Annotated in this window: 15 protein-coding genes and 1 riboswitch; of the genes, 13 read left to right on the top strand and 2 right to left on the bottom strand. The window is 36.2% G+C overall.

The features are described from left to right. The first annotated feature begins 102 nt into the window (after positions 1 to 102). A complete protein-coding gene (gene ybaK, locus ACQ7EO_RS10225) occupies positions 103 to 570 on the top strand; it encodes a Cys-tRNA(Pro) deacylase (protein WP_434279518.1) in 468 nt (155 codons plus the stop codon). A 302-nt stretch (positions 571 to 872) separates the two neighbouring features. On the opposite strand, the gene ACQ7EO_RS10230 is transcribed toward ybaK, so the two are convergent. Next, positions 873 to 1,283 carry a winged helix-turn-helix transcriptional regulator gene (locus tag ACQ7EO_RS10230; protein WP_140967324.1) on the bottom strand — a complete coding sequence of 137 codons (411 nt, stop codon included), beginning with the start codon at positions 1,281 to 1,283 and terminating at the stop codon, positions 873 to 875. A 99-nt stretch (positions 1,284 to 1,382) separates the two neighbouring features. On the opposite strand from ACQ7EO_RS10230, the gene ACQ7EO_RS10235 reads away from it, so the two are divergent. The 4 genes from ACQ7EO_RS10235 to aqpZ all read left to right on the top strand — a co-directional run bounded on the left by ACQ7EO_RS10235 (position 1,383) and on the right by aqpZ (position 5,331). Then, positions 1,383 to 2,219 (top strand): enoyl-CoA hydratase/isomerase family protein, encoded by an 837-nt coding sequence (locus tag ACQ7EO_RS10235; protein ID WP_434279519.1) that lies wholly within the window; start codon positions 1,383 to 1,385, stop codon positions 2,217 to 2,219. Positions 2,220 to 2,462: 243 nt separating this feature from the next. Then, positions 2,463 to 3,242 carry an APH(3')-VI family aminoglycoside O-phosphotransferase gene (locus ACQ7EO_RS10240; protein WP_434279520.1) on the top strand — a complete coding sequence of 260 codons (780 nt, stop codon included), beginning with the start codon at positions 2,463 to 2,465 and terminating at the stop codon, positions 3,240 to 3,242. Between the two features lie 741 nt (positions 3,243 to 3,983). Next, on the top strand, positions 3,984 to 4,295 hold the full coding sequence (locus ACQ7EO_RS10245) for a YcgJ family protein (protein WP_434279609.1): 312 nt from the start codon (positions 3,984 to 3,986) through the stop codon (positions 4,293 to 4,295). 343 nt (positions 4,296 to 4,638) lie between these two features. After that, complete coding sequence (gene aqpZ / locus ACQ7EO_RS10250) at positions 4,639 to 5,331, top strand: aquaporin Z (protein WP_434279521.1); 693 nt, start codon at positions 4,639 to 4,641, stop codon at positions 5,329 to 5,331. 222 nt (positions 5,332 to 5,553) lie between these two features. On the opposite strand, the gene ACQ7EO_RS10255 is transcribed toward aqpZ, so the two are convergent. Next, on the bottom strand, positions 5,554 to 6,873 hold the full coding sequence (locus tag ACQ7EO_RS10255; RefSeq protein WP_434279522.1) for an NAD(P)/FAD-dependent oxidoreductase: 1,320 nt from the start codon (positions 6,871 to 6,873) through the stop codon (positions 5,554 to 5,556). A 497-nt stretch (positions 6,874 to 7,370) separates the two neighbouring features. Further along, positions 7,371 to 7,516: riboswitch (yybP-ykoY riboswitch) on the top strand. Positions 7,517 to 7,586: 70 nt separating this feature from the next. On the opposite strand from ACQ7EO_RS10255, the gene ACQ7EO_RS10260 reads away from it, so the two are divergent. The 8 genes from ACQ7EO_RS10260 to ACQ7EO_RS10295 all read left to right on the top strand — a co-directional run bounded on the left by ACQ7EO_RS10260 (position 7,587) and on the right by ACQ7EO_RS10295 (position 17,755). Then, positions 7,587 to 8,162, top strand: a complete 576-nt coding sequence (locus ACQ7EO_RS10260) for a TMEM165/GDT1 family protein (RefSeq protein WP_171066908.1) — start codon at positions 7,587 to 7,589, stop codon at positions 8,160 to 8,162. A 44-nt stretch (positions 8,163 to 8,206) separates the two neighbouring features. Continuing rightward, on the top strand, positions 8,207 to 9,790 hold the full coding sequence (locus ACQ7EO_RS10265; RefSeq protein WP_434279523.1) for a phosphoethanolamine transferase: 1,584 nt from the start codon (positions 8,207 to 8,209) through the stop codon (positions 9,788 to 9,790). A gap of 537 nt (positions 9,791 to 10,327) precedes the next feature. Further along, entirely contained in the window at positions 10,328 to 12,112 is a 1,785-nt protein-coding gene (locus ACQ7EO_RS10270; RefSeq protein ID WP_434279524.1) for an IucA/IucC family protein, read from the top strand. Beyond that, a complete protein-coding gene (locus ACQ7EO_RS10275; RefSeq protein ID WP_434279525.1) occupies positions 12,105 to 13,577 on the top strand; it encodes a lysine N(6)-hydroxylase/L-ornithine N(5)-oxygenase family protein in 1,473 nt (490 codons plus the stop codon). The genes ACQ7EO_RS10270 and ACQ7EO_RS10275 overlap by 8 nt, the downstream gene beginning before the upstream one ends. Next, entirely contained in the window at positions 13,574 to 15,382 is a 1,809-nt protein-coding gene (locus tag ACQ7EO_RS10280) for an IucA/IucC family protein (protein ID WP_434279526.1), read from the top strand. Before ACQ7EO_RS10275 ends, ACQ7EO_RS10280 begins: the two co-directional genes overlap by 4 nt. 101 nt (positions 15,383 to 15,483) lie before the next feature. Beyond that, positions 15,484 to 16,116, top strand: coding sequence for a GNAT family N-acetyltransferase (locus ACQ7EO_RS10285; protein WP_434279527.1), 633 nt, complete (start codon positions 15,484 to 15,486; stop codon positions 16,114 to 16,116). Between the two features lie 14 nt (positions 16,117 to 16,130). After that, positions 16,131 to 16,514 carry a hypothetical protein gene (locus tag ACQ7EO_RS10290; protein WP_434279528.1) on the top strand — a complete coding sequence of 128 codons (384 nt, stop codon included), beginning with the start codon at positions 16,131 to 16,133 and terminating at the stop codon, positions 16,512 to 16,514. After that, positions 16,502 to 17,755, top strand: coding sequence for an MFS transporter (locus ACQ7EO_RS10295; protein ID WP_434279529.1), 1,254 nt, complete (start codon positions 16,502 to 16,504; stop codon positions 17,753 to 17,755). Before ACQ7EO_RS10290 ends, ACQ7EO_RS10295 begins: the two co-directional genes overlap by 13 nt. Positions 17,756 to 17,764: the final 9 nt, after the last annotated feature.

Genomic DNA, 17,764 nt, shown 5'->3' on the forward strand with positions numbered 1-17,764 from the left:
CAAGTATTAATTTTCATCATTTAAATTTGTATTGTTATTTTAAAATTTACATAAATAGTCCTATAATTCAAATGTCTTCTTAATTTTGATCTTGTTTATTCTATGACGCCTGCTTGCAAAGTTTTAAAATCAAATAAAATTGAATTTTCAATTCATGAATATGAACATGATGTAAATGCAAAAAGTTTTGGCTTAGAGGCTGCTGAAAAATTAGGTTTAAATGTTGAAGAAGTGTTTAAAACTTTGATGGTGACAGATGATAAAAACTATTTTGTTGCCATCCTTCCAGTGAACCATCAATTAAATTTAAAGAAAGTGGCGAGTGCCTTTGCTTGTAAAAAACTACATATGGCTGATCCTAAAGATGCAGAGCGTTTAACTGGATATTTAGTTGGTGGAATTAGTCCTGTAGGTCAAAAAAAGCGTTTAAAAACGGTGATTGATGCAAGTGCACAGCAATTAAGTAAAATGTATGTTAGTGGTGGGAAAAGGGGCTTGGATATTGGGGTTAATCCACAAGATTTAGCTAAGGTTTTGGGTGCGAATTTTGCTGATATTATTGATGAATAAGAAGAGTTTCTTGAGTTAAATTTAAAAAAAGCTGTTATTCACTATATTAGTCACAAAAATATTGACTCCACTAAGGCAATAGAACTGAAAATTAAAGACAAAGATTACAGTCATTCATTCAAGATATGAACTACCTTTGCAGTGGTTTTTTATTGTATAGATGAAAGTGGAACTAAATTAAGTAAGCAAAATTAAGTAAGCAAAACAGGTGGTAGTTTTAAAACCTAAATAATCTTTCCATATTCATCAGATTTTGGACTAACAAGCCCAGTTCTCATATTTTTAGCTAGCGACTACACACGTTATTTCAACGTTATGCCTGATTCCTGAGTGGTATCTGTGCGAATAGCATCATCAGATTGATCATAGCGAGATTGGCAAACCTGAATGGTGTCCATATTCTCGACGGTCCAGTCGTAGAGCGCGTTAAAAGGCAATTTGAGTGATTGACCAAGTGGCGTCAAGGCATATTCCACGCCCAGCGTTTTCCCATCTATAACGGTGCGTGTCACCATACCATTGCGTTCTAACTTGCGAAGTGTCTGTGTCAATACACGTTGGGTAATACCATCAAGGCGCCGTTTGATGGCGTTGAAGCGACGTGGTTCATGTAACACCATCAAAACCAGCATTGACCATTTGTCTGCGATTTGATCGAGAATGGCACGGCTTGGGCAGTCGGCACGGTAGATTGGATCGTGATCAGGGTTCATAGGTATGCTCCAAGATACTTAGGATGCTTAAGGTGCGTAATTGACACTAAGTATACATAGGATACCATGATTGCACACAGCTAAAATCAAGGGTATATGATGACCATTCCAACTTATTCCACACTTCACATTGAGTATGATCGAGGCGTGGCGACTGTCAGTATTAACAATCCACCAGTTAATGTATTGGATGTTGCATTGATGAGTGATATTCGAGCTTTTCTTACTCAGGTACGTGATGACCCACAAACACGTGTAATCGTGTTCCAAAGCGCCGATCCTGAGTTTTTCATCGCACATGTAGACATGACCTTAATTGATGAGCCAAACGCTTTTGACCAGTTCGCAAAAGATGTACCTAATGGATTGAATCCATTTCAGGCTTTGGGAGAGATGATTCAGGCACAGCCGCAAGTGACGATTGTTAAGCTCGAAGGCTTGGCGCGTGGTGGCGGTGCTGAATTTGTAGCAGCAGTGGATATGGCATTTGCTGCTATTGGGCGTGCTGGCCTCGCCCAATGTGAGGCATTGATGGGGATTATTCCTGGTGGTGGTGGTACTCAATATCTTTCACAGCGTATGACACGGGGGCGTGCATTAGAGGTAATTCTTGGTGTTGACCTTATTGACGCTTTGCTAGCCGAACGATATGGCTGGGTAAATCGTGCGCTTCCGGCAAATGAGTTAGATGCTTTTGTTCATCGCATCGCCACAAATATTGCTGCTTTATCTGAAGGTGTCATCGCCGCTGCGAAGAAAGCAATCCCACCAGCGGATTTAAGCGAAGGCTTCTTGCGAGAGCATCAGGCATGGGCTGGTCTGTTTGCGCGTCCTGCTGCTGAAAAACTCATTCGTGGCGGCTTGCAGGCAGGTGCTCAAACAAAAGTAGGCGAACAGGATTTGGAGCAGCTACTCCGCGATTTGTCTGCATCCTGAGGTCTTGCTGCTGTCTAATATTCTGCTCTAGCTTATTCCTGAGGTTTGCGGTCGAGAAATACTGCACCCCACTTTTTAAGACTAATACAGTTTATGCAATTGAGAGGCGATGACAATAGTTTGAAGTATTGACCATCTATAGGGAATAAGCCATATTTTTGCTACAGTGAACCAAATTAAGATCATCTATTTACTAGGCCTCGCATTTGCGGGGTTTTTAATGCTGAATAAAAGGAAAACTTGATGGAATTGCCCAATATCATTCAACAATTTATTGGAAACAGCGTTTTAGAGCCAAATAAAATTGGTCAGTCGCCATCGGATGTTTATTCTTTTAATCGAAATAATGAAACTTTTTTTCTTAAGCGATCTAGCACTTTATATACAGAGACCACATACAGTGTCTCTCGTGAAGCGAAAATGTTGAGTTGGCTTTCTGAGAAATTAAAGGTGCCTGAACTCATCATCACTTTTCAGGATGAGCAGTTTGAATTCATGATCACTAAAGCGATCAATGCAAAACCAATTTCAGCGCTTTTTTTAACAGAGCAAGAATTGCTTGCTATCTATAAGGAGACACTCAATCAGTTAAATGCAGTTGCTATTATTGATTGCCCATTTATTTCAAGCATTGATCATCGGTTAAAAGAGTCAAAATTTTTTATTGATAACCAACTCCTTGACGAGATAGATCAAGATGATTTTGAGGCTGAATTATGGGGAGACCATAAAACTTACATAAGTCTTTGGAATGAGTTAAATGAGACTCGTGTTGAAGAAAGATTGGTTTTTTCTCATGGCGATATCACGGATAGTAATATTTTTATAGATAAATCTGGTGAAATTTACTTTTTAGATCTTGGTCGTGCTGGATTAGCAGATGAATTTGTAGATATATCTTTTGTTGAACGTTGCCTAAGAGAGGATGTATCTGAGGAAACTGCTAAAATATTTTTAAAGCATTTAAAAAACGATATGCCTGACAAAAGGAATTATTTTTTAAAACTTGATGAATTGAATTAACTCCAAGCAATATCTAAAAAAACTTAGCTGTATTTTTAAGTTGCTAATTTTTAAATAAATAAGTGAAAAAAGTTAGTGGAACTACTGATTTAAAGTTTATATAGCCTATAAATCTAAATTTTGGTTTTTAAAATGAACTTATTTAAAACATCTAAAGCTGTTTATTAGCTTAACTTGAGATTTAAGTTTTTTTGAATATAAAATTATTAATTTATTAGCTTTACAAGTTTATTTAAATTTCATCGTGCAACATTTTTAACCAATTTTATTATCGATGGTATTTTTTTGTCTGCTTTTCTTTTCCTAGTCTTTTATCTATCCGTCAACCATATAGTATTTTATTAAATTCTTATGGGAAATGACGAATGTTAAATTATCTTAAGAGCTTTAATAATATCAATACTTATTTGATTTTATCGATAATTCTGCTGTTAATCATAATATCTCTAGATTATTTCTAAACTGAATGAATGTTTATAATGAGTGATTCATATTGCTATTGAAATCGCCTTCTCACTTTGAAAGAAGGCGAGGATGAGGGGCTTTTATGTTGATTTATCATTTTAAAAATGTCTTATAAAAGAAGCCTAACGTGTTTTCTTATATAGGTTTAAACATAATTGTTGTATATCTTAAATCTAATTGATCTTATAATTTTCCTTTATTTTTTTGTATTGTTTTGCAGGTTTAAAAGTGAAAATTTCTAAAGGATTATTGAATATCATCAGCTACGCTTGTTTAATCATCAGTTTTCCAACGATTGCTAAAACCAGCACAAGTTTAGTTTCACCTCAAAAAGGTGTGATTTGTGATCAATATATTTGTGTAAATAAGAAAGGTGTATCAAAATCACTTACGGCTCAATATTTAGGAACCCAAAAAGCGAATAAAGTTTTCTCACAAGGTGATTTTGATCGTTCTGCATTTACTTTCTCAAATGGAGTATTCTGCGATACAAATACAAAACAATGCCATGTAGATCGATATTTTGACAATGGACATCGAAGTAAAGTTGATCAAAAGATAACAGATCAGCTTTTTAATCATAAGTAGTTCTTTGCCATAAATCGGCTAAAGAGTTCACCCGCAGATGGGCTTTTTGATTTATCTTCAAATTTTTAGAATGCTGTGTTCTATTAAATAAGATTGTATAAATCCATATACATGTTAATAATTAGCAATAGATTTATTAAATCATTCCTTCTTCCCCCTCTGAATTGGAATTTTAATTTGTCTAACAAGCCCTTCAATCGAAGGGTTTGTTCTATAAAAATTATAAATTTCGTCATTTCATCAATTACTTATGTTTTTTGTAAAACAATTCATATTTTTGTTTAAAAGTGTGACTTATTTTGCTAAATTCCGGTTGGATTTATTGAACAGAAAAGTAATGAATATGAATAAATATTTTGCAGAATTTATTGGAACATTTTGGCTGGTCTTTGGAGGGTGTGGTAGTGCAGTACTTGCTGCAGCTTTTCCAGAATTGGGTATCGGTTTTGTCGGTGTTGCACTCGCGTTTGGTCTCACTGTACTGACTGGTGCTTACGCATTAGGTCATATTTCAGGTGGACATTTCAATCCCGCAGTAAGTATAGGTTTATGGGTTGGTGGTCGTTTTAATGCAAAAGACTTAGCACCATACATTATCGCTCAAGTCGTAGGTGGTATTTTCGCGGCATTTATATTGTATTTGATTGTGCAAGGTCAAGCAGGATTCACTGGTACGGGTGGATTTGCAACAAATGGTTTTGGTGATTTATCACCTGGAAAATATTCTTTAGTTTCTGCATTATTAATTGAGATTGTCTTAACTGCTATTTTCTTAATTGTAATTCTCGGTTCTACAGATAAACGTGCACCAGCTGGTTTTGCACCTATTGCTATTGGTTTGGCATTAACTTTGATCCATTTAATCAGTATTCCTGTCACCAATACTTCGGTCAATCCTGCACGTAGTACAGCAGTGGCTTTGTTTGCTGAAACGGCTGCACTGAGTCAATTATGGCTTTTCTGGGTTGCTCCAATTGTTGGCGCTGTGATTGGCGCTTTAATTTATAAGTGTTTTGAGCAAAAAAATTGCCAATAGCATTAAAGATCTTTCATAAATCAAAAAATGATCATGTGGAGTGAATCATATTGGTATTGAAAGTTCTTTCTCCCTTTGGGAGAAGGTTAGGATGAGGGTGCTTTTATGTTGATTAATGGTTTTAAAAAGGACTTATGAAAGAAGTCTATTATCAATGCGCCTAACTCTAGACAACATCATAAAAACCTCCCTTGGGAGGTTTTATCATAGCTGAGATTAGATTTAAATAATTGAAACTTCAGCTAATATTTTTTGAGCTGTTTCATCGCCATTTAAATATGCGCCATGAACCGTACCCGCATATTTCAAGCTACAATGTTCGCCAGCGAAGAAGATTTTTTCTTGAATTGGTTGATGCAACACTTTAACAATATCCTCACTGTGCTTTAGTGAGGGAAAACTAAAAGAACCATAGCTATAAGGGTCGGCACCCCAACGTGTAACGATGAGTTTTTTAGGTGTATGGGGAATATTGTTAAATTGTTTCTGCAAGTTACTAAAAATAAACTTTGATATTTCATTATCCGCTGAATTATCAATAAACTCAGATTGCTTTCCTCCAAACAGCATTAAATAAATTGGTTTTTTATAAATTCCAGATAAGTCTAGAATATTAAAACAACCAAGCTCATTCCAATAGAAATCACTTATCTTGTCTATCGGCATTTTGGATCTAAAAGAAAGTGGTTGTTCTAATTCAAAAAATACTTTATTGAAGGATCCAAATCCAATATCTTGAATAGATTGAGTATAGTGATGAGGTAATGGAGGATCAAACGCGATATGATTTTTCTTTAAAATTCCAAGTGGGACAGTAACCACTACACGGGAACCTATGTAAAAATTATCATTGGAATCAATAATTTTGACATAATCATTTTCACAGATGATTTTTTTTACATCAACATTGAATTGAATGTCGATTTTTTTTGAAAGCACGTCTATAACTTGGGCATAGCCATTGGGAAAAATAACTTCATCACCATCAAAATAACCTTCGTAATTTTTGTAATTTGATGAAAGTAGCTCAAGATTTGTCGCAAATGGGTCATTTGCTATTCGGTTGAAAAAGTTAAATAATAATTGTTTAAGATAATCTTCTGAAAATGTATTACCTGAATAATGTAAAGAAGAAATTATTTCTTCAGTCGCCTTGAGGGCCGATTGCGTTTGTGTTTGAGAAAGTTGCTTTTCTATTTCCTCTACATAAGATTCAAACTCTTGGACTTCTTTGTCAGAAAATAACAACCCATTTTCATGAAAATATTGTGATTTGTCATAGTTAAATACAGTTGTTGCTATATGGTTCTCTTGGGTAATTTCCCAGATAGGATTACCTTCAACGCCATGAATCCATGATGCACCTAAATCAAAAACATCAGCATCAGATTGCAATGAATCTATGCGCCCACCTGTGCGAGATCTCGCTTCGAGTATGGTAACTTTTTTACCATTTTCTTGTAATTTTTTAGCGCATGCGATTCCTGCTATCCCAGCGCCAATAATAATAATCGGTAAATTAATATCGCTATGTTCCAACATAAAAATCTATAGCTCAGTTTTGTATCTAAAATTAAGATAATACACCTTATACTTCTCAGATAAAATTATTTGATTTTTATTTTAAAAAAAACAATAAATTATATTTTATCACATTGATTACATGTTCTTTAGAATGGCTGAGATTGTTGAATAATAATCTTTTAATATGAGCTTTTTTTGTTTTCGATAAAAGCGCCAAGTAGGATGAAATTAAAGTCATGCTTATGCGACCAATGCGTGTTCGCAATGGTCGTTATTTAAAAATAAATATTATATAATTTATTGAATTTAAATGTTTTTTATGGGTGTTTATCGTTTTTAATATTATTTCCCTCTAGCTAAATATATTCATAACTTTGCAATTTTGTTACTGATCAATATTTAAAATATTTTTATAGGAATATGCGGTGAGTAGACGGCGTAATCAAACAGGAATGAGTTCTTTTAATTTATCTAAAAAGTATGATTGAAAACTACACTTGATTCTACTAAAATAAAAAAACTTCATTGGGGAGTAGCCGCTTTTTACCTCAGGTAAAAAGGTGATGGTCAACATAATTGCTTAAACTAGCATGGTCATCATAGCAAAGAACCAAATGATCCTCCGATCATAGATTTCTTTTTGTTGGCAAGACCTTTGATTTATGACTCTGCTATGGCTAGCAAGAGTAATAAATCATTGGTAATTATTGCTAGCCAGAGAAATTATTATGATATCTGCTTTCCTAATCTCTCTTGCTGTAGTTGCTTTATCTGAAATGGGAGATAAGACCCAATTACTGGCACTACTGCTTTCTGCACGATTCCGAAAACCTATTCCTATTCTTATCGCTATTTTTCTCGCGACACTGGTAAATCATGGTGTTTCTGCCGTACTCGGGCAGTGGATTACGACGGTTCTTAGTCCGACTGTCTTATTGTGGATTGTTTCTCTAGGATTTATTGGGATGGCCGTATGGATGTTAATCCCAGATAAGCTAGATGATGAATCTGGAAGTATCGATAAGTGGCAAAAATACGGTGTCTTTGGCGCAACCTTTGTGCTTTTCTTTTTGGCAGAAATTGGTGATAAAACTCAAATAGCGACTGTGGCATTAGCTGCTCGTTTTGACAGTATCGGCTGGGTAACTGTAGGTACCACCTTAGGAATAATGTTGGTGAATGCTCCAGCCGTATTTATTGGTAATAAACTTGCAGAAAAACTTCCAATTTCACTCATTCATAAAATTGGCGCACTTGTCTTCTTAATTATTGGTGTTGCAGCACTCATTCAACATTACTTTTTCTAATGACAATGAAACGATTTAATCGAATACCAGTAAGCTGGCAACGCATGTTTTTTATACCGTATCTACTTGCACTACCACTGATCACTTTACTGTTATTAGGTTTAGCTGGGAGTTGGTCGGATAGTGTTCGTTTGGCATTTTTATCACTACCAGGGTGTTGGTTGTGTTTTCAAGCCACAAAAAAACCAAATTTATTTTGGAAATTATTTTCAATCATTTGGTGGTTTATTTTTATATTTCATACCAGCTTACTCTCAGTAAGTTGGCTGTTGTTCAATAGTGACGCTGAAGCATATTCAATTATTGAATCTATCGCGAATACAACATTGAATGAAAGTTTAGAATTTTTTCAACTGCATTTTGGCTTTTTTATTCTAATTGTTGGCTTGATTTTAAGCGCTTTGATTTTATATTTTTTTATTTTATTTAAATATTTTAATACGCGTGAGTTCCATGATCAGAAAGTACATCGATTAGGACGTTATGCTATAGGTTTGTTATTTCTACTGTGTACTGCCAGCTATGCGATTAAGCCTTCAATTGCTTTACATCCATTGCCATTTTGGTATGGATACTATGGCAAAATTCAAGATTTCAAACAGCGTATTCTACAGCATGATCAGATACATAAAGAATGGACATTGAATGCAGAACAGCGCTTAGATTTTAGTGGTCAATTGAATAAAAGGCAGACACATACCATAGTTTTAACTGACAGCATTACCAGTTTTAATTTTGGATTATGTGGCTATCCACGAAATACAACACCTGAGCTAACTCAACGGAGTGATCAATTCAAAGTCTTTTGTCGTGGTTACTCGCCAGCATCATCTACTATCCAATCTTTACGTTATTTGTTTAATGATGGTACGCGAAATGCAATGGATGATCATGCCCCTGAAAATATTATGGCATACGCTAAGGCTGCAGGTTTTAAAGTTTATTGGATTAGTAACCAAGATGATGTTTATATCTCTTCACTTTTTGCCTCATTTGCAGATGAAGCTGTTTTTATCAATAAAAAGTCAGGTCGTAGTAGCACGTCATTAGATGAAAATATTCTGCCCGCTTATAAAATTGCATTGGATGACCCAGATCCTCGTAAATTGATTATTTTGCATCTCATTGGTTCACATCCAAATTATAAGTTGCGCTACCCAGAGCAATTTTCTAAGTTTAATGATTCTAGCAATGATGAGGTTGAAGAAAAACTTGAACGAAATGAGATCAATCACTTAATTCAGTTAAAACGCAATGAATACGATAACAGCATACTTTACCAAGACTGGGTTGTTGCAAAGTTATTCGATCTTTTAATTTCCACTCAATCTGATTTTAGATCTTTTACCTTTTTATCTGATCATGGCAATGAAGTCGGGCATGCTAAAAACTATGCTGGGCATAGTGCAAATACTGAAGCTGGCTACCGTATTCCAATTATTATTTGGTATGATCATATGCCGACTAAAGGAATAGTCAGTGAAAAACCAATTGATGCCAGTGACCTAGATCGATATGTATTACACCTCATGGGTGCTCATGATCGATTGGATCGTAAAGAAAAATTGTGTTGGTTAGATCAGACTTGTAATTTTGTACCTCAGTTACTTTGGCATTCACCAAAATAAACAAGCGATATTATATTAGCTTTGGACAAAATTTTTGCTAAACCGTATCGCTCTGATTGATTGGGTCAGATTTGCTTCGACAAGATCTAGATGAAATAGCATTTTAAAGAAGCGACACAATTCACGGATATCGTTAAACCTACTTTTTATTTTTCCATTAGAAATATCACAATAAATCAATAAATAAGCCTTAGATTAAAATCTGCTAGTGAAGTTGTAGATCAATAAAACTTGCTAAATAATCTCTTAAAATGAAAATTTCGATGAAATTTCTCAATTCTAAATGAGAATATTATCATTTATTACAATTGAAAATTTTAAAATATAAACCATAAGAAAAAGACCAATTCATCATAAATTTTCACAAATCATAGTGTTAAACCTGTATAGACAAGCAGGGTATAACATTGCATTCTCAAATGAGAATGATTATCATTATTTTGTGTTAAGCAGAGCTACACGATCCAAGAAAAACATAAATCAAATTTCTAGATCTTTTTAGTGCAGTAAAAAGTCTTGTACAGAGGATATGGTCAGATGAAAGAGCTTGCCAGCCGATTGGCGATGCAGCACCTAATCAATGCATACTCACAAGAAACAGGAAGTAGAATTTTACTGGAGAAATATCAGCAAAACTCTACACAACTTGCGTTTAGCCAAGGCTTGACCTTGTTAATGATTCCATTGGAATCCATCCAATCCCAATTATATGTACCGCTTTCGTATAGAAGTCTTGTAGGGCGGCATCGAATAGATAAACTGCCGCAGATTTTTAATAAAGGACAAGCGCAAAGGTTTAGTCCAATTGCGATGGTGTGCTTACTTCTAGAAGAGCTGCTACGAAATTCTGTTGAATCCTTAGATTCAGCATCATTGGTTGAAAAATGGATACAAAGCCGAGATGCTTTAGCTGAGTTTTTAAAGCAGCGTCAATATGATTTTGACCAATTGATTCAAGCAAAACAAGATTTTATCCAGACAGAACAAGCCTTGATTCTTGGGCATAGTATGCATCCAGCGCCAAAGAGTCGCACAGGTTTTGTTCATGAAGATTGGTTAAAGTTCTCACCAGAACATAAAGGTCAAACACAACTGTATTACTGGTTAGTTGCACCAGAATATCTGGCAGAAAGTACGACATCAGATCAGCCAATCACGACTCAACTCATCAAGCATATGCAATGGTATTTGAGCGAAGCAGAATTAGATTTAATTCATACACATTCAAGCTATAAATTATTGACACTGCATCCATGGCAAGCACGTTATTTACAGAGCAAAGATTGGTATAAAGAGTTAAAAGCCAAAAAAAAACTAATTGATTTTGGTGAAAAGGCTTGGCATTTTTCCGCAACAACATCCGTCAGAACATTGGTCAGCTATTCAGCGCCGTGGATGGTGAAACTTTCACTATCCGTGATGATTACCAACTCTATCCGAGTCAATTTGGCCAAAGAATGTCATCGTGGAGAAATCACGCGTCAACTTTGGCAGGGGTCAATGGGTCAATCGATTTTAAAATCTTGTCCTACATTGAAAGCAATTCATGACCCCGCATGGACTGCGTTAATCATTGACGGAACAATTGTCAATGAAACGATTTGTATTTTTAGAGATCAACCCTTTGATCGACAGCAGCAAGTGACATGTATTGCCTCCTTATGCCAAGATCATCCAGCAAAAAAATTAAATCGCTTTGATTATTTATTTGAACAAATTGCACAGGCAGAACCGCAGCTAAGTATAGAAAAAATTGCTTTAAATTGGTTTGAGCGATTTTTAGCGATCAGTTTAGTCCCCATGATGTATCTATACCATCACTATGGCATGGCATTTGAGTCACATCAGCAAAATGTACTGGTCGAATTGGAAAATGCGTATCCTCAAAATTTATGGTTAAGGGACAATCAGGGTTTTTATTACATCAAAGAATACGCCACTGAAATATTAAAAGAATACCCGGAACTTGATGGAAAAGCGCAGGCTGTTGGGCCAAAAACTTTGGTTGATGAAAGGTTTAGCTATTATTTTTTTGCTAATACTTTATTTGGCATGATCAACGCAATTGGAGCAACAGGGAGTGTTTCAGAACAGCAACTTATTGATCTATTGCAAGATAAATTGATGGAATTATATCAACAGTATCCTGACAGTAGTTTATTACAAGGCTTATTGTATCAACCAACCTTGCCATATAAAGGGAATTTACTCACGCGTTTATATGAGCTGGATGAACTGATTGCACCTGTAGAACAGCAATCAATTTATATTCAGTTGCCAAATCCTTTATGTCTAAAACAAAAGGATGCAATTTATGCTTGATTTTATTGCTGTGGGTTTAGGACCGTTTAATTTGAGTTTAGCCAGCTTGTTACAACAAAAATCAAAGCTAAAATATCTGTTTTTTGAAAAACAAGCTCAGTTTGATTGGCATGCAGGAGTGCAGCTTCCAAACACAATGTTGCAAGTGCCTTTTATGGCTGATTTAGTCTCTATGGTAGATCCGACCAGCCCATTTAGTTTTCTCAATTATTTAAAAGCACAACAGCGACTCTATAAGTTCTATTTTTTGGAACATCCACATATCCCTCGTAAAGAATATAATCATTATTGCCAATGGGTTGCAGATCAAATTGAACATATTCAATATTCATCTGTAGTCACAGAAATTGTACCCAAATCCTATGGCTTTGAAGTTCTCGTTTTTCAAGCGGGGATTTATCAGCGCTATCGCTGTCGAAACATTGTATTAGGGGCGGGAAATGTGCCGTATATTCCACAATGTATACAGGCATTGATTCAAAGCTATCCTGAGCGATGTAAACATTCAGCACATTATCTAGAGCATCAGCCAAAAAATTTACAAGGCAATGTTGTGGTACTGGGATCAGGGCAATCTGCGGCAGAAATCTTTTTAGATTTATTCGATCGTCAGTATCAATTTGATCAGGTGTCTCAACCGAAATTCAATCTCAATTGGCTGACCCGAGCCAATGGATTTTTCCCTATGGAATATACACCATTAGCTTTAGAACATTTTAGTCCAGACTATAGTCAACATTTTCATTGCTTTGATGACCTTAATAAAGATTTGCAGTTGAGTAAACAGTCACTTTTATATAAAGGAATCAGTGCGCAAACTATTCGTGAAATATATAAGAAACTTTACCATCGACATCTTGCTGGAAATGATTTAGCAACACATTTGCACAGTCAGTCCAACCTAATTGATGCTGTTTTAACGAAGCAGGGAAAAATTAGACTGATTTTTCAAGATCGAGTGACTTTAAATCAGTTCAGTCTAGACAGTGACTATGTGATCTGTGCTACAGGCTATCGCCGTCCTGAATTTCAATTTCTCAAGCAACTGAAGCCCTTGATTAAAACCAATCCTCAAGGACAATGGAATATTTCAGCAAATTATGCTGCTGAATATGCTGGTATTGGCAAAATTTTTGTTCAGAACATGGATATGCATAGTCATGGTGTTGGCACACCTGATTTGGGTTTAGGCGCTTATCGTGCGGCGACAATTGCCAATCAGCTAGTGGGTTATGTGCTATATGACTTAGCAACAGCCCCTCAATGTTTCCAACATTTTGATCCTTTGCAGAATCCGCAAGTCCAAGTGATCTCGAAAAATATCACAACACAGCATCATGTGCATGCTCAGCATGTTGAAGATTTGGTTAAAAATGTCAATTTTCAATCTCAAAGCCCAAGTACACAACATTCTCAGCATCAACAAAACCATCAACGATATTCGAATATTGAGAACAGCATATGAGTTTTGCACAGTTACAAATTAATCAGCAACAATGGCGAAGTGCAGGCCAGCGCTTAATTGAAATGGCAATCGCTGAGTTTTTATATGAAGAAATTATTCAGGCGGAAAGTCTGGGTGATGATGTATTTCAATTGAGATTGGATGACCGAATTTATCAGTTTAATGCACAACAGTACTTATTGGGACATTGGCAGATTCAAGAGGGTTCAGTACGTGATTTAACTTTGGATACGAAAAGGCCTGCTTGGAATTTGCATCAATTTATTGCCGCTTTTTCCAATCAGGTTGAAGTTAAACCCTTTACCAAAGCCTATTTGATTAAAGAGATGAACAATACATGGTTAGCTGAAGCACATGTACTGGATGAAAATCGACTAACAAGCGCAGCAGCATTGACTGCACCGCATTACCAAATTGAAGCAATGTTGCGCGGTCATCCTTGGTTAATTATGAGCAAGGGGCGAATGGGCTTTGGTTATGATGATTATCTGAACTCAGCGCCTGAGATTTTACCCAGAGTCAAAGTGTTATGGCTGGCTGTGCATCGTGATTTGGCAGAGTTTCGTTCTACACCTGAATGGTATGCAGGACAGTTATATTGCCATGAGTTTGACCAGCAGGAATTGCGACAATTCCGTGAAAAAATGCAAAGTCTTGCTTTAAACTCAGAGGATTATTATCTCATTCCCGCATATGCTTGGCAGTGGCATCAATGGATTGTGCCAACTTATGCCAATGAAATTGTAGATCAAAAAATTGTCGAACTTGAAATTGGTCAAGATGATTATGCACCAATGCAGTCAATACGCACTTTATGTAATACATCATATGCACAACGTCATTACATTAAACTGCCATTGAGTATTCTAAATACTGCCGTTTATCGAGGATTGCCTGCTCAACGCAACTTAGCAGCACCTGCTGTTACAGCATGGTTAAAAAATATTTTAAAACAAGATGTGGATTTACAAAAAACGGGTGTGGTGTTTTTAGGTGAGATTGCAACTTTGACCATTCGGCAGCCTTGTTATGATCACATTGCAGGAGCGCCTTATCAATTTAAAGAATTATTTGGCTGTTTATGGCGTGAGAGTGTAGATCCATTTGTTGAATATCATCAGCAGGTCTTATCACAAGCTGCTTTATTACACCGTGATATTCAAGGGCTTTCCATTTTAACGGTGCTTATCCAAGCTTCAGGATTAGCCCCATTGGATTGGCTAAAGCAATTTATTAGCGTCAGTATTCAGCCGCTTCTGATTTGCCTTTATAAATACGGACTTGCATTTTCCCCCCATGGTGAAAATACCATGTTAATTCATGAAAATGGTATACCTAAAGCCATGGTGCTTAAAGACTTTATCGATGATATCAATCTTGTCGATGAAGATTTTCCTGAATTGGCGGATCTTCCTGACGAAGCTAAAATTTTACTGAGACATTCTGCACAAGACCTGAGTCACTTTATTTTTACGGGTTTGTTTATGGTGCATTACCGCTATATCTGTAATGTATTTCTACAGGATTTCCCACAACATCATGAAATTGAATTCTGGCAAACCGTATCCTATGTAATAGATGAATTTCATCAACAGCATCCAGAATATTCAGCAAGAATTGAAAAGTTTGCAATGTTTAGAAATCAATACCATAAGGTTTGCTTAAACCGTGTTCGTCTATTTACCACCAGTTATCACGATGAAGCACAACGCCCCGTACCTGTAATTCTAGATTTGATTGCAAACCCTGTAAGCCCAGAAACCTTAAACAGTTGGATAGCACAATTTTCGCCTGCGCCTGCATGATAAACCGTGCTCGCGCAGACTAGCTATGTGTCTGTATAGCACTTTGATTCAATACAAATTGAAAGCACGATAATCTAACAAATACAACAAAGGTGACAGTGATGAAAACGTTATCACAGCAATTGCCAGACTTTTATGAATACTATGAAAACAGCAACACGTTTTATTTACGTCAAGTGAAATACTCTGATGATATGGCTTTATTACACAAATGGATGCATGAACCACATGTGATTCCGCAGTGGCAACTGAATAAATCAGAAACAGATCTGAAGGTCTATTTTGAAAAACAATTGGCTGATGATCATCATCGTTTATTTATCGTTGGAGTTGATGGACAGGATGTGGGCTATGCTGAAATCTATGAAGCTAAACGAGATCGATTAAGTCGTTATTATATTGCGCATGAACTGGACTTGGGCTGGCATTTGCTGTTTGGTGAAAAATCGGCTTTTGGTAAAGGCTATCTTAGAACAGTAGCGCGCTTATTAAACTTTTATATTTTTGAGCATGCGAACTCGCTGAAAATTGTAGGTGAACCTGACTCGACAGTTAAACCCTATGCAGCAGTTGTAGAAGAAATGTGCTACGAAAATCAGGGTATTCTTAGGATGCCAGAGAAAGATGCAATGTTATATTATTGTTTTAGAGATACTTTTTACCAAAAATTTGGTGAATACCTAGTCCAATCTCAGCAATATTTAGCACAAAAAAAACAATATAAAATCCAATAAGTTGAATTTGCCTTATGAGTTATCAATCTATACATATTCAGATCAAAGAGATGATTTTTTGCAAAGATGTCTCAATCGTTGAATTTCAGTTCTGGTTGGCTGAAATTGAAACATTTCTATGTCAGCAACAAAATTTTGTTTTGGTGATGAGCAGTGCAAAAGGTACGACATTTCCACAGGAATACCGTCAAATTCAAGCCAATTGGTATAAAAAAAATAAAGCCAATTTTTTTAAGTACTGTGTAGGTTTAGTACGGATCGCCTTAGATCAAGCCGATCAAGAACGGCTCAATACACCTGCGCTACATGTTGCATGGCAAGTTCCATATTATGTGACATTAGATCGTGCTGATGCATTGCAATGGGCTGTGCAGAGGTGGCTATTATGCAACGCATAAATAATTTAACCAAACCATCTGTTACTCAACAAATTTCCGTCATGAGTCTAAGTGTTGTGGTTGTTTTATATTTGGCTCATGCCTTGCCTTTGTATTTTTATAATGTGGCATTGCCTGCGATTTTAAGACATCAAGGCGTAGATCTACGCTGGATTGGGCTATTGTCACTGCTTTATATTCCTTGGGCTTTCAAATTCTTTTGGGCACCACTTATTGATCGTTTTTATATTAAAAAATTAGGCAAACGAAAAACGTGGTTGCTGTTCACTCAAATTGCTTTGGTTTTAGGGATTATTGCGCTTGCATTGACTCAGTTTTCTTATGGGTTACTGGTCTTTGTCATTATTGGTTTATGGATATCGAGTTTTGCAGCCACCCAAGATATTGCCATTGATGGATATACCGTTGAAGCATTTTCACCACAAGATTACCGCTTTGGCAGTATGGCGCAAAGCATTGGTGTTGCACTTGGCAGTATGCTCGGTGGTGCTGCAACACTTTGGCTATATCAATATTATGGATGGCAAACAGCACTGATTTGTTTAGCAAGCTTAACCGCTTTGACGATGTTTGCAGTTTTTCAAATACAAGAAAAAAACACTGAACACATGATGAAAAGCCCACCGAGTTTAATGCGAGCATTTAAACGACCTGAAATTCGTTGGGCATTACTTTTAATTGTTTGTTATCGCTTTGTAGAAGCCCCCGCAATGGCAATGCTCAATCCAATGCTGATTGATCAAAAATGGTCACTTTCACAAATTGGTGTGTTGATGTCTGTGGTAGGGGCTGGTGTTGGATTGCTTGCAGCCGTTTCTGCTGCATTGCTGCTTAAAAAGCGAAAGGCGACCCAATTACTGCTATGGGCTGGCTGGGTGAGAACACTGATATATGGACTCTTAGGAATCGCTATTCTGTTCGGATGGATAAATCAGTGGCAGCTTTTGCTGGGTATTTTTGTGATTGCATTCCTTGCAATTCGTTATATCGCAATGACTTCTTTATATGCATATTTCATGCAGAGTAGCTCAAAAGCGCAAGCAGGGACCGACTTTACAATTTTGGTGTGTTTTGAATTGCTGGTCTATTTTATTGGCGGGGCTGGCTCAGGTTTTCTTGCCAAATCATTAGGTTATGGCAATTTTTATATTGTTTTAGCTATTGCATCCGTAGTGAGTTTGATTCTCTCACAACTCATTATTTCCAAATCACAAAAAACTCTAAGATCAGAGATGTTGTAAGGGATAAAT

The sequence above is a fragment of the Acinetobacter sp. CE-15 genome (assembly GCF_051059255.1).
Lineage (GTDB): Bacteria > Pseudomonadota > Gammaproteobacteria > Pseudomonadales > Moraxellaceae > Acinetobacter > Acinetobacter guillouiae.

Excerpts from the sequence above, each read along its gene's own strand:
- ACQ7EO_RS10230 (WP_140967324.1), bottom strand. The coding sequence starts at position 1,283 with ATGAACCCTGATCACGATCCAATCTACCGTGCCGACTGCCCAAGCCGT.
- ACQ7EO_RS10295 (WP_434279529.1), top strand. The coding sequence starts at position 16,502 with ATGCAACGCATAAATAATTTAACCAAACCATCTGTTACTCAACAAATT.
- ybaK (WP_434279518.1), top strand. The coding sequence starts at position 103 with ATGACGCCTGCTTGCAAAGTTTTAAAATCAAATAAAATTGAATTTTCA.
- ACQ7EO_RS10285 (WP_434279527.1), top strand. The coding sequence starts at position 15,484 with ATGAAAACGTTATCACAGCAATTGCCAGACTTTTATGAATACTATGAA.
- ACQ7EO_RS10255 (WP_434279522.1), bottom strand. The coding sequence starts at position 6,873 with ATGTTGGAACATAGCGATATTAATTTACCGATTATTATTATTGGCGCT.
- aqpZ (WP_434279521.1), top strand. The coding sequence starts at position 4,639 with ATGAATAAATATTTTGCAGAATTTATTGGAACATTTTGGCTGGTCTTT.
- ACQ7EO_RS10290 (WP_434279528.1), top strand. The coding sequence starts at position 16,131 with ATGAGTTATCAATCTATACATATTCAGATCAAAGAGATGATTTTTTGC.
- ACQ7EO_RS10275 (WP_434279525.1), top strand. The coding sequence starts at position 12,105 with ATGCTTGATTTTATTGCTGTGGGTTTAGGACCGTTTAATTTGAGTTTA.
- ACQ7EO_RS10280 (WP_434279526.1), top strand. The coding sequence starts at position 13,574 with ATGAGTTTTGCACAGTTACAAATTAATCAGCAACAATGGCGAAGTGCA.
- ACQ7EO_RS10265 (WP_434279523.1), top strand. The coding sequence starts at position 8,207 with ATGTTTTTTATACCGTATCTACTTGCACTACCACTGATCACTTTACTG.
- ACQ7EO_RS10240 (WP_434279520.1), top strand. The coding sequence starts at position 2,463 with ATGGAATTGCCCAATATCATTCAACAATTTATTGGAAACAGCGTTTTA.
- ACQ7EO_RS10235 (WP_434279519.1), top strand. The coding sequence starts at position 1,383 with ATGACCATTCCAACTTATTCCACACTTCACATTGAGTATGATCGAGGC.
- ACQ7EO_RS10270 (WP_434279524.1), top strand. The coding sequence starts at position 10,328 with ATGAAAGAGCTTGCCAGCCGATTGGCGATGCAGCACCTAATCAATGCA.